The following is a 16501-nucleotide window of genomic DNA, read 5'->3' on the forward strand; positions in this document are numbered from 1 at the left end:
GCCGCAACGCGAACCCCACCATCTCCGGCCGCCGCGTGCACAACACCACCGACACCGAAGCCACCGGAACCGGCCCCACCCCCGCCCGCACCGCCGACCCCCGCCACCGCGCGGCCACACTGTGCGACCCCAACGCCGCACGACGCAACCGCACACTGAACTCCTCACGCACCTGCGCGTCCGCCAGCCCGGCCACCGACACCGAACCCATCAACCCCACCAACGAACCGCCCAGACACCCCGCCCACACCGGCACACCCGACGACACCACCGGAACACCCGCCACCGCCAACGCCGCCACCGCACGCACCGCCGCCAACGGACCGCTATGACGCCCCCACTCCACCCGCACCGCACGCAGATCACGCACCGCCGCCACATCCACATCGGTCACAGACCCGTCATCGGGAACCCGCCACCGCTCCCGACCACCCGCGACCAGCACCCACCGCCCCTCCCGACACACCAACCGCCCCACCACCGACGAACACCCCCGCACGAACCCCACCGGATTCACCACACGCTCATCCACCGGAGGCACATCCCCCACGGAGGGCAGGGGGAGCACAGGTCCGCGGCGCCGGGGGAGCCGATCCGTTCCCAGGAGCCCTCCGCGAGGGAGCGCCGCGGGGGCGCTCCCCGGTCCCCGGTCCCCTCCCCGGCCTCCGGGAGGACCTCCGAGGCGAGTTCGCGTCCGCTCCCGCCGGCCGCCCGCAGCGGGACCTCGCCGGGGCGCCACAGGCCGGCGTCGGGCCCGGCCGTCTCCGCGGGGGGCGCCGGGGCGGTACCGCGACGGCCTCCCAGGAACCCCCGGGCCACCCCGGCCAGCACCTCGGCCACCGACACGGGGGACTCGAAGAAGAGGTCCGCCGTCCACCCCCAGCCGACCGACCGGCGGACCCGCACGTCGAGGAGGCCGGTCCACCGGCCCGCGTCCGGCAGGGCCGGCGGCGGCGGGCGCCGGGCGGTGGCGGGCGAGCGGACGCAGACGAGGACCCGGGCGGCCTCGGGGAGCCCCGCCGCCACGGGGACGGCGCGGCGCAGGTCCGTGATCGACCCGGCCAGCACGGCGACGAGGTCGAGGGGCCCGTCCCCCGTCCCCGGCGGAGGGGCCGCGTCGGCTTGCGCGAGGTCCGTGGGCCGGACGTCCGCCGTGGCGGCGGCGCGGGCGAGGCGGGAGGTGCCCTGCCCGATGTGGCACAGCAGGGCTCCGCGCGGGGAAGCGGCGCGCAGCGCGCCGCCGAGCTCCGTCACACTCACCGGGCCGCCTCCGCGGGCGCCCTCCGGGCGGGCTCCTCCCCCGCCGTCCACGGGTCCGTTCGGCGCGCTCCCGGCGGCCCCTCGCCGGGCCCGGCCTCCAGCAGCGCACTGGGCCGCCACCCGGGGAGGGGGCGTTCGCCCCCGTGCTTCAGGAAGTAGCCGCTCCCCACCCTCCAGGTGTGGCCGGACGCCTTGCGGCGCAGCACGTAGTTGCCGCCGTGGCCGCGGTGGATGCGGCCGCCCATCCTGCCGATGGCCAGGTTCAGCCGGGTGTCCTCGCCGGTACGGACCTCCGGGAAGCCCCCGGCCTCCTCCAGGGTCCTGCGGTCCGTGAACAGGGTGCCCCCCGCCGCGGTGTGCCAGGCGCACTCGGTCGGCTGGGCCAGCCTGACCGTGACGTCCAAGGCCTCCAGGTACACGAATTCGGCCGCGGTTCCCACCAGGTCCGCACCCGAATAACGACGCGCCCACACCAGATCCGACAGATGATCGGGCCCGTACCAGTCGTCATCGTCCATCTTCGCCACCAACGACCCCGACGCCCGCGCCACCGCCCCGTTCAACACCGCACCGAACACCCACTCACCCGGCGCCTCCCACACCACCAACCGGCCACCCGACGCCCGGAACCCCTCCACCGCCTCCCGCACCCCCGGCACACCCGCACCGAACCCGTGCAGCGCCAACACCACCTCCACATCCACACCCCGCTGCCGCCCCACCTGCCGCAACGCGAACCCCACCATCTCCGGCCGCCGCGTGCACAACACCACCGACACCGAAGCCACCGGAACCGGCCCCACCCCCGCCCGCACCGCCGACCCCCGCCACCGCGCGGCCACACTGTGCGACCCCAACGCCGCACGACGCAACCGCACACTGAACTCCTCACGCACCTGCGCGTCCGCCAGCCCGGCCACCGACACCGAACCCATCAACCCCACCAACGAACCGCCCAGACACCCCGCCCACACCGGCACACCCGACGACACCACCGGAACACCCGCCACCGCCAACGCCGCCACCGCACGCACCGCCGCCAACGGACCGCTATGACGCCCCCACTCCACCCGCACCGCACGCAGATCACGCACCGCCGCCACATCCACATCGGTCACAGACCCGTCATCGGGAACCCGCCACCGCTCCCGACCACCCGCGACCAGCACCCACCGCCCCTCCCGACACACCAACCGCCCCACCACCGACGAACACCCCCGCACGAACCCCACCGGATTCACCACACGCTCATCCACCGGAGGCACATCCCCCACGGTCAGCGAACGCAGTGGAGCGATGTCGGTACCGGCCCGGCCCACGGAACCCCAGGAGAGCTCCGCCCCGGCGGGCCTGGCCAGGTGCGGGGACCGGACGTCGTCGTTGCGGGTCCCCGCGCCGGTGAGCAGGGTGAGGTCGAGCGGTTCCACGGGAGCGCGGAAGGGCTCCCCGGGCCGCCACACGCCCGCGTCGGGGCCCAGCGCGCGGCCGACGGGGAGGGGAGGCGCCCCGCGCCGGCCGCCGAGCGCGCCGCGGGCCACCCCGGCCAGCACCTCGGCCGTCGGTGCCGGGCCGTCGAAGACGAATTCGACCAGGCGCCCGCCGCAGGGGAGCACACGGCCGCGGAAGTCGAGGAGTTCGGGGCCGGGGAGGGACGCGGGGAACGCCGGCACGGGCGAGCCCGGCCCGAGGAAGGCCTCGATGAGGACCGAGAGCCGGGGCACGGACGGGATCAGGTGCGCGTGCGGGACCAGGGCCCGTAGGCGGAGCACTCCGGGAACGACCACCATCGCCTGCGCGTACCCGGGTTCCCCGTCGAACGCGGGGCGTTCCCCCCGGATCAGTTCCTCCAGTTCGAGGAACACCGCGTTCCCGGGAAGCGGGGACGGGGGCGGTTCGCCCTCCCCGCCGTAGCGGCACACCAGCACGGGGCCGCGTCCCAGGAACCCGGCGAGCCGGGTCCGCCGCGCGGGGCTCATGAGAGGTTCCGCAGGCTCTGGGCGGCGTCCGCGTCACGGCCGTCCAGCGTGATCCGCACCCCCGTGGAGGCGAGCCGGAGTTCGAGGCGGGTCAGGCGCTCGGCCAGGTCGTCGGCGCGGCCGACGAGCTCGACGCGGTTCTCCCCGGAGATCTCGGCGAACTCCCGGACCTGCCGGTCGAATCCGGCCCGGAGCGCCCGGAGCTGGCGGTTGACCCGGTGGAGCACCAGGACCAGGACCAGGCACGTGCCGAGGAGCGCCGTGCACACCAGCAGCTGGACGGCGTCCTGGAAGGAGAGGCGGCCGAAGGCGACCAGACCTCCCAGGAACACCACCTCCATTCCGGCGAAAAGTGCACCGAGAAAGAGAATTCGAGAACGCGAAAGCTTCAACCCCGCCCCCAGGGAAAACCGTTCGACTCATATGTCCCAGGAAACCTTATGAGCCCCGGCCGCAGAGGGCGCCGCCGGAAAAGGAAAGCAGGAGTAAACAGAGGCACCGAATACCGAAAGACCCGGAGCCGATCGGCAGGAAATCCCTCACCGACCCCAGACTTCACAGAAAAGGCGAATTCCAAGAAAAGCCGTGTAACATCGGAAAAGGGGCCGCACCTCACGGTGCGGCCCCTCCTCGTCCCTCGGCGCGGCCGGGTCAGTCCTCCAGGTCGACCTGGCGGGTGACCTCGGCGTCGATCTCGGCGGAGATCGACGCCAGGACCGCGTCCGGCACCGCGGAGTCGACGGTCAGCGCGATGAGCGCACGGCCGCCCTCCTGGTCCCGGATGACCTGCATGCCGGCGATGTTGACGCCGGCGTCGCCCAGCAGGGCGCCCACCTTGCCGACCACGCCGGGGCGGTCGTCGTAGGACAGGAACACCATGTGCTCGGCCAGGCCGATCTCCAGGGTGTAGTTGTTGACCTCCACCAGCTTCTCGACCTGGCGGGGGCCGGTGAGCGTGCCCGACACCGACACCCGGGTGCCGTCGGCCAGCACGCCGCGCACCGCGATGAGGTTCCGCCAGTCGCCGCTCTCGTCGCTGGTGACGAGGTCGACCTCCACACCGCGCTCCTTGGCGAGCAGCGGGGCGTTGACGAACGTCACCGTGTCCTCGACCACGTCGGCGAACACGCCCTTGAGGGCGGCCAGCTCCAGCACCTTGACGTCGTGGGCGGCGATCTCCCCGCGCACCTCCACGTCGATGCGGCTGGGCAGCGCGCCGGCCAGGGCGGTGAAGACCCGGCCCAGCTTCTCGGTGAGCGGCAGGCCCGGCTTGATCTCCTCGGCCACGCCGGTGCCCTGCACGTTGACCGCGTCGGGCACGAACTCGCCGGACAGCGCGAGCTTGACCGAGCGGGCCACCTGGGTGCCCGCCTTCTCCTGCGCCTCGTGGGTGCTGGCGCCCAGGTGCGGGGCCACGACCACGTTCTCGAACTCGAACAGCGGGCTGTCCGTGCACGGCTCCTTGGCGAACACGTCGATGCCCGCGCCCGCGACCCGGCCGTCCTTGATCGCCCGGTACAGCGCGTCCTCGTCCAGGATCCCGCCGCGCGCGGCGTTGATGATCCGCACGTTCGGCTTGACCTTGTGCAGCGCCTCGTCACCGATCAGGCCGAGGGTGTCCTTGGTCTTGGGCAGGTGGATGGTGATGAAGTCGGAGCGTCCGAGCAGGTCGTCGAGCGTGGTCATCTCCACACCCATCTGGGCGGCGCGCGCGGGCTGCACGAACGGGTCGTAGGCGATGACCCGGGTCCCGAAGGCCAGCAGGCGCTGGGCGACCAGGGCGCCGATGCGGCCCAGGCCCACGACGCCGATCGTCTTCTCGTACAGCTCGACGCCGGTGTACTTGGACCGCTTCCACTCGCCGTTGACCAGCGCGTTGTGCGCGGGGGCGGTGTTGCGGGCGCTGGCCAGCAGCAGGTTCACGGCCTGCTCGGCGGCGCTGACGATGTTGGAGGTCGGGGCGTTGACCACCAGCACGCCCGCCTTGGTGGCGGCCTCCACGTCCACGTTGTCCAGGCCGACGCCGGCCCGGGCGACCACCTGGAGGCGGGGGGCCGCGGCCAGGGCCTCGGCGTCCACCTTGGTGGCGCTGCGCACGATCAGCGCGTCCACGTCGGCCAGGGCCGGCAGGAGCCGGGACCGGTCGGCGCCGTCGACGCGGCGGACCTCGAAGTCCTCTTCGAGCAGCGCGATTCCGGCGGGCGAGAGTTCTTCCGCTACGAGTACGGCGGGTTTGGACACAGGGGTTCCTTTTCGGGTGGTGCGTCCCGATTCGCGCAGGTCAGGCCCTACCGCGATCGGGTGAGGACGGCCGGGAGGAAGTCTACTGCGGAGGTAGGGAAGCCCGATGGGGGCGGGTGGTCGTAGCCACCCACCCCCATCTCACGAGGACTCCGCTCAGCCCTTGAGCCAGCTCATCAGCGGGCGCAGCTCGGCGCCCACCTTCTCGATCTGCTCGTTCTGCTCGGCCTCGCGGCGCTTGGTGAACGTCGGCTGCCCGGCGTCGAACTCGTCCATGAGCTCCTTGGCATAGGAGCCGTCCTGGATCTCGCGCAGGATCTTGCGCATCTCCTCGCGGGTCTGCTCGGTGATGAGGCGCGGACCGCGGGTGTAGCCGCCGTACTCGGCGTTGTCCGACACCGACCAGTTCATCTTGGAGATGCCGCCCTCGTACATGAGGTCGACGATGAGCTTCAGCTCGTGCAGGCACTCGAAGTAGGCGATCTCCGGCTGGTAGCCCGCCTCGACCAGGGTGGCGAAACCGGCCTTGACCAGCTCCTCGGTGCCGCCGCAGAGGACGACCTGCTCACCGAACAGGTCGGTCTCGGTCTCCTCCTCGAACGTGGTCTTGATGACGCCGGCCTTGGTGCCGCCGATGCCCTTGGCCCACGACAGCGCGAGGTCCCAGGCCTGGCCGCTGGCGTCCTTCTCGACCGCGACCAGGCAGGGGACGCCGCGCCCGGCCTCGAACTGGCGGCGCACCAGGTGGCCCGGGCCCTTGGGGGCGACCATGGCGACGTCCACGCCCTCGGGCGCGGTGATGAGCCCGTAGCGGATGCTGAAGCCGTGGCCGAAGAAGAGGGCGTTGCCCGGCTCCAGGTTGGGCTCGATCTCCGCGGCGTACAGGTCGCGGTGGATGTGGTCCGGGACCAGGATCATGATGACGTCGGCCTCGCGGGTGGCCTCCGCCGGGGTGAGGACGCGCAGGCCCTCCTCCTCCGCCTTGGCGCGGCTCTTGGAGCCCTCGGCCAGGCCGATCCGGACGTCGACGCCCGAGTCCCGCAGCGACAGCGCGTGCGCGTGGCCCTGGCTGCCGTAACCGATCACGGCGACCTTCTTGCTCTGGATGAGCCCGAGGTCCGCGGCGTCGTCGTAGTACATCTGTGCTGCCACTTGGGGTTACTCCTTGTTCTTCACATTCGTTGGGGGACGCGGGGGCACCCGGCCGTGTCCGGGCGCCGGGATCCTCAGGCGGTGCGTTCGACCGCCCGCAGGGAGCGGTCGGTGATCGACCGCGGCCCGCGCCCCAGGGCGACCAGCCCTGACTTGACCAGTTCCCGGATGCCGAACGGCTCCAGGTTCTTCACCAGGGCATCGAGCTTCTCGGGGTCGCCGGTGGCCTCGATGACGACGACGTCCGGGCTGACGTCCACGACGTGCGCGCGGAACAGCTCGGCCGTCTGAAGCACATGGGTGCGGCTCGACGCGTCGGCCTTGACCTTCACGAGCAGCAGCTCGCGCTGGACCGACGCGGTGGTGTCCATCTCCACGATCTTGACGACGTTGATCAGCTTGTTGAGCTGTTTGGTCACCTGCTCCAAGGGGTGGAGGTCGCAGTTGACCACGATCGTCATCCTGGACAGGCCCGGATACTCGGTGGTGCTGACACTGAGCGAGTCGATGTTGAACCCGCGGCGGGAGAAGAGGGCAGAGGCTCGGGCGAGGATGCCCGGGGTGTCCTCCACCAGGACGGAAAGCGTGTGACGGCTCATGGTGGTCGGCCTGCTCCTCTTAGTCCTCGGTGTCCCAGCTCGGCGCCATGTCGCGCGCGTACTGGATGTTGTCGTTGCTGACGCCGGGCCCGACCATCGGCCAGACCATCGCGTCGTGGTTGACCGTGAAGTCGATGACGACCGGGACGTCGTCGATCGCCATGGCCTTCTCGATGGTGGCGTCGACGTCCTCCGCGCGCTCGCACCGCAGGCCGACACAACCGTACGCCTCCGACAGCTTGACGAAGTCCGGAATGCGGACCTTCTCGTCGCGGGGCGAGGTCTGCAGGTCGGTGTTGGAGTAGCGGCCCTCGTAGAACAGGGTCTGCCACTGCCGGACCATGCCCAGGTTGCCGTTGTTGACCACGGCGACCTTGACGGGGATGCCCTCGATGGCGCAGGTGGCCAGCTCCTGGTTGGTCATCTGGAAGCAGCCGTCGCCGTCGATCGACCAGACCGTGCGGTCCGGGTCGCCGACCTTGGCGCCCAGGGCGGCGGGGACGGAGAAGCCCATGGTGCCCAGGCCGCCGGAGTTGACGAACGCGCCCGGGCGCTCGTAGTCGATGAACTGGGCGGCCCACATCTGGTGCTGGCCGACGCCCGCCACATAGGTGGCCTCGGGGCCGACGACCCTGCCCAGCCGCTCGATGACCATCTGCGGGGAGAGGGTGCCGTCGTCGGGGGCGTCGTAGCCCTTGGGGTAGGTCTCCTGGAGGCGGCCGAGCTGCTGCCACCAGGCCCCGTAGTCCCCGGCGCGGCCCTTCTCCTGGTCGCCGCGGACGGCGACGACCAGGTCGGCGAGCACCTCGCGGCAGTCGCCGACGATGGGGACGTCGGCGTGGCGGTTCTTGGAGATCTCGGCCGGGTCGATGTCGGCGTGGACGATCTTGGCGTCGGGGGCGAAGCTGTCCAGCCGGCCGGTGACGCGGTCGTCGAACCGGGCCCCCAGGGCGACGATCAGGTCGGCCTTCTGGAGGGCGCCGACGGCGGCGACGTCGCCGTGCATGCCCGGCATGCCGACGAACTGGGGGTGGCTGTCGGGGAAGACGCCGCGGGCCATCAGCGTGGTGACGACCGGGACGCCGGTCAGCTCGGCCAGGACGCGCAGCTCGGCCGAGGCGCCGGCACGCAGGACGCCGCCGCCGACGTACAGGACGGGGCGCTTGGCGTCGAGGATCATCCGGGCGGCCTCGCGGACCTGCTTGCCGTGCGGCTTGGTGACCGGGCGGTAGCCGGGCAGGTCCAGGCGCTCGGGCCAGACGAACTCGGCGCCGGCCTGGAGCGCGTCCTTGGAGATGTCGACCAGGACCGGGCCGGGGCGGCCGCTGGAGGCGATGTGGAACGCCTCGGCGACCGTGCGCGGGATGTCGCGCACGTCCTTGACCAGGAAGTTGTGCTTGGTGATCGGCATCGTGATGCCGCAGATGTCCGCCTCCTGGAAGGCGTCCGTGCCGATCATCGGGGAGGCGACCTGCCCGGTGATGGCGACCATGGGCACCGAGTCCATGTAGGCGTCCGCCAGCGGCGTGACCAGGTTGGTGGCACCGGGGCCGCTGGTGGCCATGCAGACCCCGGGCCGGCCGGTGGCGTAGGCGTAACCCTCGGCTGCGTGACCGGCGCCCTGCTCGTGGCGCATGAGGATGTGGCGCACCTTCGCGGAGTCGTAGAGGGGGTCGTAGGCGGGAAGGATGGCGCCGCCGGGAATCCCGAAGACGGTGTCGACACCGACCTGCTCCAGCGACCTGATCAGCGATTGTGCGCCGGTCATCTGCTCGGTCATCTCAAGATCCTTAGCGAGGGCCCAGAGCGGCACGGGGGCTCTGGTTCGTGGTGGGACTGACTCGTCGTGGCCTGGTGCGGCAATAAAAAAACCCCCACCGCCCATGGCGGTCGAGGGGTGGCGCGCAGCAGAAGTGACTCAGTGGGCTGCGCGCCGACCAAGTACGAGAATCAGGGAGTTGCTCTTCACGCTCCCAACCTTGGCCGAAGAGGCGTCCGCCCGTCAACCAGAACTTCATATTGTCTCGCATACTGAGACACCAATGTCAGCATGCGACCGCCGTTGCCCCGCGGACACCCCCCTGAACAGGACGAACACCGAAAAAGCCCCTGTTACGTGTAACGGAGAACACGTAACAGGGGCCATGGAGTCAACCCGTTAGCCCGCCTTAACGTCCCTCGCCGAAGACGTCCTCGGCCCGTTCGGCACGAGCTGCCCGGTTCAGCCAGATGTCCAGCTGGTCCCGGTCGGTCTCGCGCTCGATCCGCTGCCGGGCCTCCTCGGAGACCTCGACCCCCCTGGCTTCGAGCACGGTGAGCACCGCCCCGGCCTTGCCCTTGGTCTCGCCCTCGCGGAAGAGGCGTCCAACGAACTCGGTCTTGAACTCGTAGTCCTTCAGCTTCATGAGCGTCTCCAGGATTCCGGGGGCCGTGGCCTTCAAGGCCGCGAGCACATAGTCAGAGTACAGCGACGTCGAGGAGCCATCGAGGCTTCGCAGAGCCGCGTTCAACGCGGACAGCACGGCTTCGTCCTCACCCTTGGGCGGATTATTGGCCAGGGACAGGATGGTCAGCATCGGCCGGGCCGCGGCCGTCTTCGTATCGGTGATCGGCCGGAGGGTGTCCAGGGCCAGGACCAGGGGACGGATCTCCCCGCAACCCAGATCGATGGGCTCGGCGAAGTGCCGGGCCAGCGATGACGTGGGAGTGAGCACCAGGAGTGCCACCGGACACTCCAGACGCATGCGGGTGTTGGCGACGTAGGCGGGCCAGCGGTAGTACTTGCGGTCGTCCCGCTTGTTCTGGGGCTCGACGATGACCGCCAGCACCGGGACCGGGTCGTCTCCCTTCTCATGCGGGTAGGGCGGCCGCTCGCAGACCACCACCGAATCCGAGGTCAGGTGGGTCATGGCCGTACTGGTGGCCTCCGCGGCGTCGCAGCGGACGCGGGTGAACTCCGGCAGCGATTCACCGGCGATCTCCTGGAGGAGCTCCACCGCCGACTCCGGATCATTGCGGATCAGGTCGAGGGGGAACTCGTGCTGATAAGAGGGCATGGTGGAAAAGTAGCGACCTCATCAGCGTTTCCGCAGGTGAACGCCGCTATTTCCGCATTGCGTACGAATTGTCCTACAGGTTGGCGCCGGCCTCGCCGCCGACGAGGGACTCCACACCGGAGGCGGCCATGGGGCGGGCGACCAGGAAGCCCTGGCCGCGGTCGCAGCCCATCGCCCGCAGCTGCTCCAGCTGCTCGGGGCGCTCGATGCCCTCGGCGACCACCTGGACGCCCAGGTCCCGGCCGAGCTGGATGATCGTGTGCGTGAGCAGGGTGACCGTGTCGTCGCGGCCCAGGTCGGCGATGAACGACGGGTCGACCTTGATGGCGTCCACGCTCAGCCGGCGCAGGTGCGCCAGCGAGGCGTACCCCATGCCGTAGTCGTCGATGGCCAGCTGCACGCCCAGCTCCCGCAGCTCCGCCAGGCGCTGCACCGCCTCGCCGCCGCCGTCGAGCAGGACGTCCTCGTCCACCTCCAGGGTGAGCACCTCGGCGGACAGGCCGGATTCGGCGAGCGCCGACTCCACCGCCTCCACGAAGCGCGGCGACAGCACCTGCTTGACGGACAGGTTGACCGACAGGCCGATGTCCCAGTCCGAGACCCGCCACACCGCGACCTTCTCGCACGCCTCCCGCAGGATCCACTCCCCCAGCGGCACGATCAGCCCGGACTCCTCGGCCGCGCCCAGGAACCCGTCCGGGCCGACGGTCTCGCCGTCGCGGTTCCAGCGCACCAGCGCCTCCACCGACGTCACCTGGGACGTGCCCAGGTCCACGATGGGCTGGTACTCCAGGAAGAACTCGCCCTCCGCCAGCGCCCGGCGCAGCCGGATCTGGAGCTCCAGCCGGGACACCACCGTGTCGTGCATGTGCGCCGCGTACACCTCGACGTTGCCCGGCCCGCGCTCCTTGGCCCGGGTCAGCGCCACGTCGGCGTTGCGCAGCAGGTCGCCGCTGTCGGTGTCCGGCTCGGCGAAGGCCACCCCCAGGCTGGCCGTCAGCACCAGCTCCCGGTCGGCCACCTGGAACGGCTCCGAGGCGATCACCCGGCCCAGCCGCTCGGCCAGGTCCACCACCCGCTGCGCCCGGGGCACGCCCTCGATGAGGACGGCGAACTCGTCGCCGCCCCAGCGCGCCAGCGTCGCACCCGACTCCAGCTCCCCACGCAGCCTGCGCGCCGCCTGCGCCAGCAGGTGGTCGCCGCGCACGTGCCCGGCGGAGTCGTTGACCGCCGTGAACCCGTCCAGGTCCAGGAAGAGCACCGCGATGTCCCCGGTGAGCTCGTCGCTGATCGCCCGGTGCGCCAGCACGTCGCTGGCCCGCTCCTCCAGGTAGGCCCGGTTGGGCAGCCCGGTCACCCCGTCGTGGAAGGTCAGGTGCTCGACCTCGTCCTGGAGCGCCACCTGCGCGCTGATGTCCCGGGTGGTCACCAGCAGCCGGTCCGGCTCGCCGGGCTGCTCGTACAGGGACACCGTGGACTCGGTGTGCCGCCAGGTGCCGTCCGCCGCGCGTACGCGCAGCCTCAGGTGCACGCCCTGGCCGTCGCGCGCGTCGAACAGGGCGGTGACCGCCTCGACGCGGTCCATGTCCTCGGGGTGGATGAGCGCCGTCACCGGCGCGGCCAGCACGTCGTCCAGCCGGTACCCGAACGCCTCCGCGGTGCCCGGGCTGACGTAGGTCACCCCGCCGTCGCGGTCCAGCACCAGGATGACGTCGCCGCTGTTGCGGGCCAGCTCGTGGAAGTGCCCCTCGCGGTTGCGCACCATCCGGGTGAGGGTCGCGTTCTCCTCCAGCATGCCGAGGATGCGCACCAGCAGAACGAGCACGGCGGTGCCCGCCGCCAGCGGCAGCACCGGGGCCACCCCCGGCAGCCGCAGGCCCGCCACCGTGAGCACCACCGCCGAGATCGCGACGGCGCCCACCGCGGCCAGCTCCGGGGCGAACCGGTACAGGCCCCGCCCGGTGATCCTGCGCGGCCGGGCGCCGGGGCGGTGCTCCACCAGCCACGGCAGCGCCCCCATCAGCGCGAACCCCAGGAAGCGGACGGGGTGCTCCAGCCCGCCCAGCACCGGCGGCCCGGTCAGGCGGCTGATGGCTCCGAGCATGTCCGAGGCGGCGATGACGATGAGCGCGCCGATCGCCAGCAGCACCGCGCGCCGCGTGCTGTGCGGCGACATGAAGACCAGCGGGATCAGCAGGCACAGCACCGCGATGTCGGCCACCGGGTACACCAGGGCGAAGCCCAGTACCCCCGAGCCCTCGCCCAGCTCGTCGTAGAGCGGCGAGAACAGCAGCAGCCACACCACGGCGAAGACGGCGGCCGCGCACACGTAGCTGTCGGTGATGTGCCGCAGCGCGGTGCGCAGGCCCCCCGGCCAGGGGGCGAAGCGGGTGAACCCCACCACGAACAGCGGCAGCGCCGCCAGCGCGAACAGGTCGCCCAGGGTCAGGGACAGCACCGACCCGGAGCTGAGTATCCGGGTGATGCCGTGGGTGACGCCGCCCGCGCACCAGGCCAGGGCGGCGAAGCCGAGGTTGCGCAATGCGGCCGGGCCGTCCGCTCCGTCGGCGTGGGCCTCCCGGTCGGCGCCGGTGGCCGCCCAGCGGCGCGACGCCAGCAGCAGGGACGCGCCCGCGGCCCCGGCCGCCGCGGAGGCGGGCCACTCGCCGAGCAGGGACGCGACGGTGCCCTCCTCCCCGACGGGGACCAGGGTCGCCGCGAGGTAGACGAGGAACAAGGCGACGAGCCCGCTGACCGACAGGCGACGTGCCCGGGTTCCCATTACCGACCTCCCAGCGGGCGCGCTGTGGACTCCGTGGCGGATCGCCGCGGACACGCTCTCTCCTCGGACATGGAGCACCCACCTCGCGTCGTGACGATTCCGGGCGCGCTCGGACGTGCGGCGCGCGGACCGGCGATCTCGTGGGACCGGGACGTCCCGGCGGCGGGCGGTCGCCGTCGACCGCGGCACCACCGTGCGGTCGCAACCCTATGCAACCAAGGTCACATGGCGATTGAGGACCGGACGAGAGATGACGACGGAGTCGTCACCCATCGTGACCGCCATAGCGGACGCCGGAGTCCCCTGAATGCTCCCGGGTGTGCCGCGCCCGTCATCCGGCAACCGCGGCACACCCTGAACCCTAGGGGATCCGGGACGGGCACCGTCCCGCTCCCGGCGTGGCGCCGGGCACACGCGGGGTCAGGAGACGCCGAGCCGCTCCAGGATCAGCTGCCGGGCGCGCCCGGCGTCGGCCTGCCCGCGCGTCGCCTTCATGACCGCGCCGACCAGGGCGCCGGCCGCGGCGACCTTGCCGCCGCGCACCTTGTCCGCGGCGTCGGGGTCGGCGGCGATGGCGGCGTCGACGGCGGCGCCCAGCGCGCCGTCGTCGCTGACGACCTTGAGGCCGCGGGCCTCGACGACCGCGTCGGGCTCGCCCTCACCGGCGAGCACGCCCTCGACGACCTGGCGGGCCAGCTTGTTGGTGAGCGTGCCCTCGGCGACCAGGGCGATGATCCGCGCGACCTGGCCGGGGGTGATCGGCAGGGCGGACAGCTCCACCTCCTGCTCGGTGGCGCGGCGGGACAGCTCGTTCAGCCACAGCTTGCGGGCCTCGCCCGAGGGCGCCCCGGCGGCGACGGTGGCCTCCACCAGCTCGACCGCGTCCGCGTTGACCAGGTCGCGCAGCTCGGTGTCGCTGAGGTTCCACTCGGCGCGGATGCGGGCCCGCTTGGCGGCGGGCAGCTCCGGCAGGGTGGCGCGCAGCTCCTCGACCCACTCCGCGGACGGGGCGACCGGGACCAGGTCGGGGTCCGGGAAGTAGCGGTAGTCCTGCGCCTCCTCCTTGCTGCGGCCGGAGACGCTGGAGCCGGTGTGCTCCTGGAAGTGGCGGGTCTCCTGGACGACCCTGCCGCCCGCCTTGAGCACGCCCGCCTGCCGCTCGATCTCGGAGCGGACGGCGCGCTCGACCGAGCGCAGGGAGTTGACGTTCTTGGTCTCGCTGCGGGTGCCCCACTCGGCGGCGCCGCGCTCGTTGATGGAGACGTTGACGTCGCAGCGCATGGAGCCCTCCTCCATGCGGACGTCGGAGATGCCCAGGGAGCGGACCAGGTCGCGCAGCTCGGCGGCGTAGGCGCGGGCCACCAGCGGGGCCAGCTCGCCGGTGCCGGTGATCGGCTTGGTGACGATCTCCAGCAGCGGGATGCCCGCGCGGTTGTAGTCGACGATGGAGTACTCGGCGCCGTGGATGCGGCCGGTGGCCCCGCCCACGTGGGAGGTCTTGCCGGTGTCCTCCTCCATGTGGACGCGCTCGATCTCCACCCGGAACTCGCGCGGCCCGTCGGGGGTGTCCACCGTCACGTCCAGGTACCCGTCGACGCAGATCGGCTCGTCGTACTGGGAGATCTGGTAGTTCTTCGGCATGTCCGGGTAGAAGTAGTTCTTCCGGGCGAACCGGCCCCAGGGGGCGACGGAGCAGTTGAGCGCCAGGCCCAGGCGGATGGCGCCCTCGACGGCCTTGGCGTTGACCACCGGCAGGGAGCCGGGCAGCGCCAGGCATACCGGGCACACCTGGGTGTTGGGCTCCGCGCCGAACCCGGTCGGGCAGGAGCAGAACATCTTCGAGGCGGTACCCAGCTCGATGTGGGTCTCCAGGCCGAGCACCGGCTCGTATTCGGCCAGCGCCTGCTCGTAGGCCACCGGGCCGCCGTTGGTGGTGGGAGTCACCGCGTGGGCCATCGCCGCAAACCCGTTTCCGTAGAGGACATACCTTCCAGGTCAGCCTACCGAGCGCCCGGGGGTGACGCGTCCGACGCCGGATGTCACGTGATGCGCACGATCAGGCCACCGTAGAGGTGTTCCTTCGTCACCCACGGTGCCGGACCGTTAGTCTGAGTGTCCCCAGGAGACGATTTCGCCAGGCCGAACACGGGAGCTGTACATGGGCGTCCTGCTTCGGTGCGCAACGCTGTTTTCCTCGGTCGCCCTCGTCGCGGCCCTGGCCGGAGCCCCGGCCGCCCTCGCCGACGACTTCTCCCGTGTGGAGCGCGACGCCGTGGCCGGGACGGACCTCGTCACCGCCGGCGGCGGACCCGTGCCCACCGCGCTCTACAGCCTGCGGACCGGGAACGAGGGCGCCGTGCGCGCCTACACCGCCTCGCCCGACGGCGAGGTCCGCCGGCGTGCCGCCTACGTGGAGTCGGGCTGGTCCGACACCGGGGCCGGGGACGGCGACCGCGCCCGGTGGATCGTCGCCCACTCCTACCCCCACGTGGACCTGCTGGCACTGGGCCTGGACGTCGGCCTGCCGCTGGGCGAGGAGCAGGCGATCGCCGGCACCCAGGCCGCCCTGTGGAAGGTGCTGTCGGGCACCGAGCCGGACCGCGAGGCCAACGACGAGGCCGTGCTGGCCCTGTACGACCACCTGACCGAGGCCGAGGGGGTCCTGCCGGCGGGGCCGCGCCCGCTGACCGTGGACCCCGGCCACCTGGAGGCCACCGCCCCGCAGGAGCCCCTGGGCCCGCTCACCGTGTCGAGCACCGGCGACGGGCCGGTGAGCCTGTCGCTCAGCGGGGCGCCCGCCTCCTGGCTGGTGGACGCGCAGGGCGACCGGACCGACCGGGCCGTCGACGGCGACCCGGTGTACCTGGACGTGAGCCCGTCCGTCCCGGCCGGGGTGGTGACCCTGCACGTGCGCGGCGAGGACCTGCCGCTGGCCGAGGGGAGCCTGTTCACCGGCCGCGACGGGGTGCGCACCCGCCCGCTGGTCACCGCCGAGCCGGCCGAGGCGACCATCACCACCACGGCGACGGTCACCTGGCGCGCCCCGAGCCCCGAGCCGACTCCGGTGCCCGAAACCCCGGCCGAAACCCCGGAGCCGGAGCCCGAAGAGCCCCTCACCGAGGCCGTACCGAGCCCGGAGGCCACGCCGACCGAGGCCGACCGAATCCCCGAGGAGGACCTGCCGACGACGGGCACCTGGCTGTCGGGGCTGCTGGTCATCGCGGGGGCCCTGGTGGTATCGGGCCTGATCATCCTGGTTCTGGGCCGCAAGCGACGCGAGTGACCCCCGTTCAGTTGCATAACATTCGCCCATAATGCGGCCTTGTCCGCGCGCCATTTTTTCTCGCCCGTATCCGGTCACATTTTTCGCGAACCGGGTTGGAAGTGGCGAATGGGATCGCTAGTATCGGGCGGGCGATCGACCTAGTGCGGCGC

The 16501-nt window shown here is 71.9% G+C and carries 12 protein-coding genes; 2 read left to right on the plus strand and 10 right to left on the minus strand.

All coding sequences use genetic code 11. The features are described from left to right. The first annotated feature begins 35 nt into the window (after nucleotides 1-35). Nucleotides 36-332: a hypothetical protein gene (locus K1J57_RS04085; protein ID WP_220563138.1), complete on the plus strand. Its 297-nt coding sequence runs from the start codon at nucleotides 36-38 to the stop codon at nucleotides 330-332. Between the two features lie 181 nt (nucleotides 333-513). Here K1J57_RS04085 and K1J57_RS04090 read toward each other — a convergent pair whose 3' ends face one another. The 10 genes from K1J57_RS04090 to gatB all read right to left on the minus strand — a co-directional run bounded on the left by K1J57_RS04090 (nucleotide 514) and on the right by gatB (nucleotide 14983). Beyond that, nucleotides 514-1260, minus strand: coding sequence for a hypothetical protein (locus K1J57_RS04090; protein ID WP_220563139.1), 747 nt, complete (start codon nucleotides 1258-1260; stop codon nucleotides 514-516). Continuing rightward, on the minus strand, nucleotides 1257-3236 hold the full coding sequence (locus K1J57_RS04095; RefSeq protein ID WP_220563140.1) for a glycosyltransferase family 2 protein: 1980 nt from the start codon (nucleotides 3234-3236) through the stop codon (nucleotides 1257-1259). The genes K1J57_RS04090 and K1J57_RS04095 overlap by 4 nt, the downstream gene beginning before the upstream one ends. Then, nucleotides 3233-3568 (minus strand): hypothetical protein, encoded by a 336-nt coding sequence (locus K1J57_RS04100; protein WP_220563141.1) that lies wholly within the window; start codon nucleotides 3566-3568, stop codon nucleotides 3233-3235. The genes K1J57_RS04095 and K1J57_RS04100 overlap by 4 nt, the downstream gene beginning before the upstream one ends. Nucleotides 3569-3887: 319 nt before the next feature. Further along, nucleotides 3888-5477, minus strand: a complete 1590-nt coding sequence (gene serA, locus K1J57_RS04105) for a phosphoglycerate dehydrogenase (protein WP_220563142.1) — start codon at nucleotides 5475-5477, stop codon at nucleotides 3888-3890. Nucleotides 5478-5633: 156 nt separating this feature from the next. Further along, complete coding sequence (ilvC, locus tag K1J57_RS04110; RefSeq protein ID WP_220563143.1) at nucleotides 5634-6629, minus strand: ketol-acid reductoisomerase; 996 nt, start codon at nucleotides 6627-6629, stop codon at nucleotides 5634-5636. Between the two features lie 74 nt (nucleotides 6630-6703). Beyond that, nucleotides 6704-7228: an acetolactate synthase small subunit gene (ilvN, locus tag K1J57_RS04115; RefSeq protein WP_220563144.1), complete on the minus strand. Its 525-nt coding sequence runs from the start codon at nucleotides 7226-7228 to the stop codon at nucleotides 6704-6706. Nucleotides 7229-7247: 19 nt separating this feature from the next. Beyond that, complete coding sequence (locus K1J57_RS04120) at nucleotides 7248-9008, minus strand: acetolactate synthase large subunit (protein WP_220563145.1); 1761 nt, start codon at nucleotides 9006-9008, stop codon at nucleotides 7248-7250. A gap of 388 nt (nucleotides 9009-9396) precedes the next feature. Then, nucleotides 9397-10284 carry a hypothetical protein gene (locus K1J57_RS04125; protein WP_220563146.1) on the minus strand — a complete coding sequence of 296 codons (888 nt, stop codon included), beginning with the start codon at nucleotides 10282-10284 and terminating at the stop codon, nucleotides 9397-9399. A gap of 73 nt (nucleotides 10285-10357) precedes the next feature. Then, nucleotides 10358-13066 (minus strand): bifunctional diguanylate cyclase/phosphodiesterase, encoded by a 2709-nt coding sequence (locus tag K1J57_RS04130; RefSeq protein WP_220563147.1) that lies wholly within the window; start codon nucleotides 13064-13066, stop codon nucleotides 10358-10360. A 420-nt stretch (nucleotides 13067-13486) separates the two neighbouring features. After that, entirely contained in the window at nucleotides 13487-14983 is a 1497-nt protein-coding gene (gene gatB / locus K1J57_RS04135) for an Asp-tRNA(Asn)/Glu-tRNA(Gln) amidotransferase subunit GatB (RefSeq protein WP_220565340.1), read from the minus strand. Nucleotides 14984-15224: 241 nt separating this feature from the next. On the opposite strand from gatB, the gene K1J57_RS04140 reads away from it, so the two are divergent. Then, nucleotides 15225-16349, plus strand: coding sequence for a thioester domain-containing protein (locus K1J57_RS04140; RefSeq protein ID WP_220563148.1), 1125 nt, complete (start codon nucleotides 15225-15227; stop codon nucleotides 16347-16349). Nucleotides 16350-16501 lie beyond the last annotated feature (152 nt).

This window comes from Nocardiopsis sp. MT53 (assembly GCF_019598965.1).
Lineage (GTDB): Bacteria > Actinomycetota > Actinomycetes > Streptosporangiales > Streptosporangiaceae > Nocardiopsis > Nocardiopsis changdeensis.

Coding starts and splice junctions, on each gene's coding strand:
- K1J57_RS04130 (WP_220563147.1), bottom strand. CDS start 13,066: ATGGGAACCCGGGCACGTCGCCTGTCGGTCAGCGGGCTCGTCGCCTTG.
- ilvN (WP_220563144.1), bottom strand. CDS start 7,228: ATGAGCCGTCACACGCTTTCCGTCCTGGTGGAGGACACCCCGGGCATC.
- K1J57_RS04095 (WP_220563140.1), bottom strand. CDS start 3,236: ATGAGCCCCGCGCGGCGGACCCGGCTCGCCGGGTTCCTGGGACGCGGC.
- K1J57_RS04125 (WP_220563146.1), bottom strand. CDS start 10,284: ATGCCCTCTTATCAGCACGAGTTCCCCCTCGACCTGATCCGCAATGAT.
- K1J57_RS04120 (WP_220563145.1), bottom strand. CDS start 9,008: ATGACCGAGCAGATGACCGGCGCACAATCGCTGATCAGGTCGCTGGAG.
- K1J57_RS04140 (WP_220563148.1), top strand. CDS start 15,225: ATGGGCGTCCTGCTTCGGTGCGCAACGCTGTTTTCCTCGGTCGCCCTC.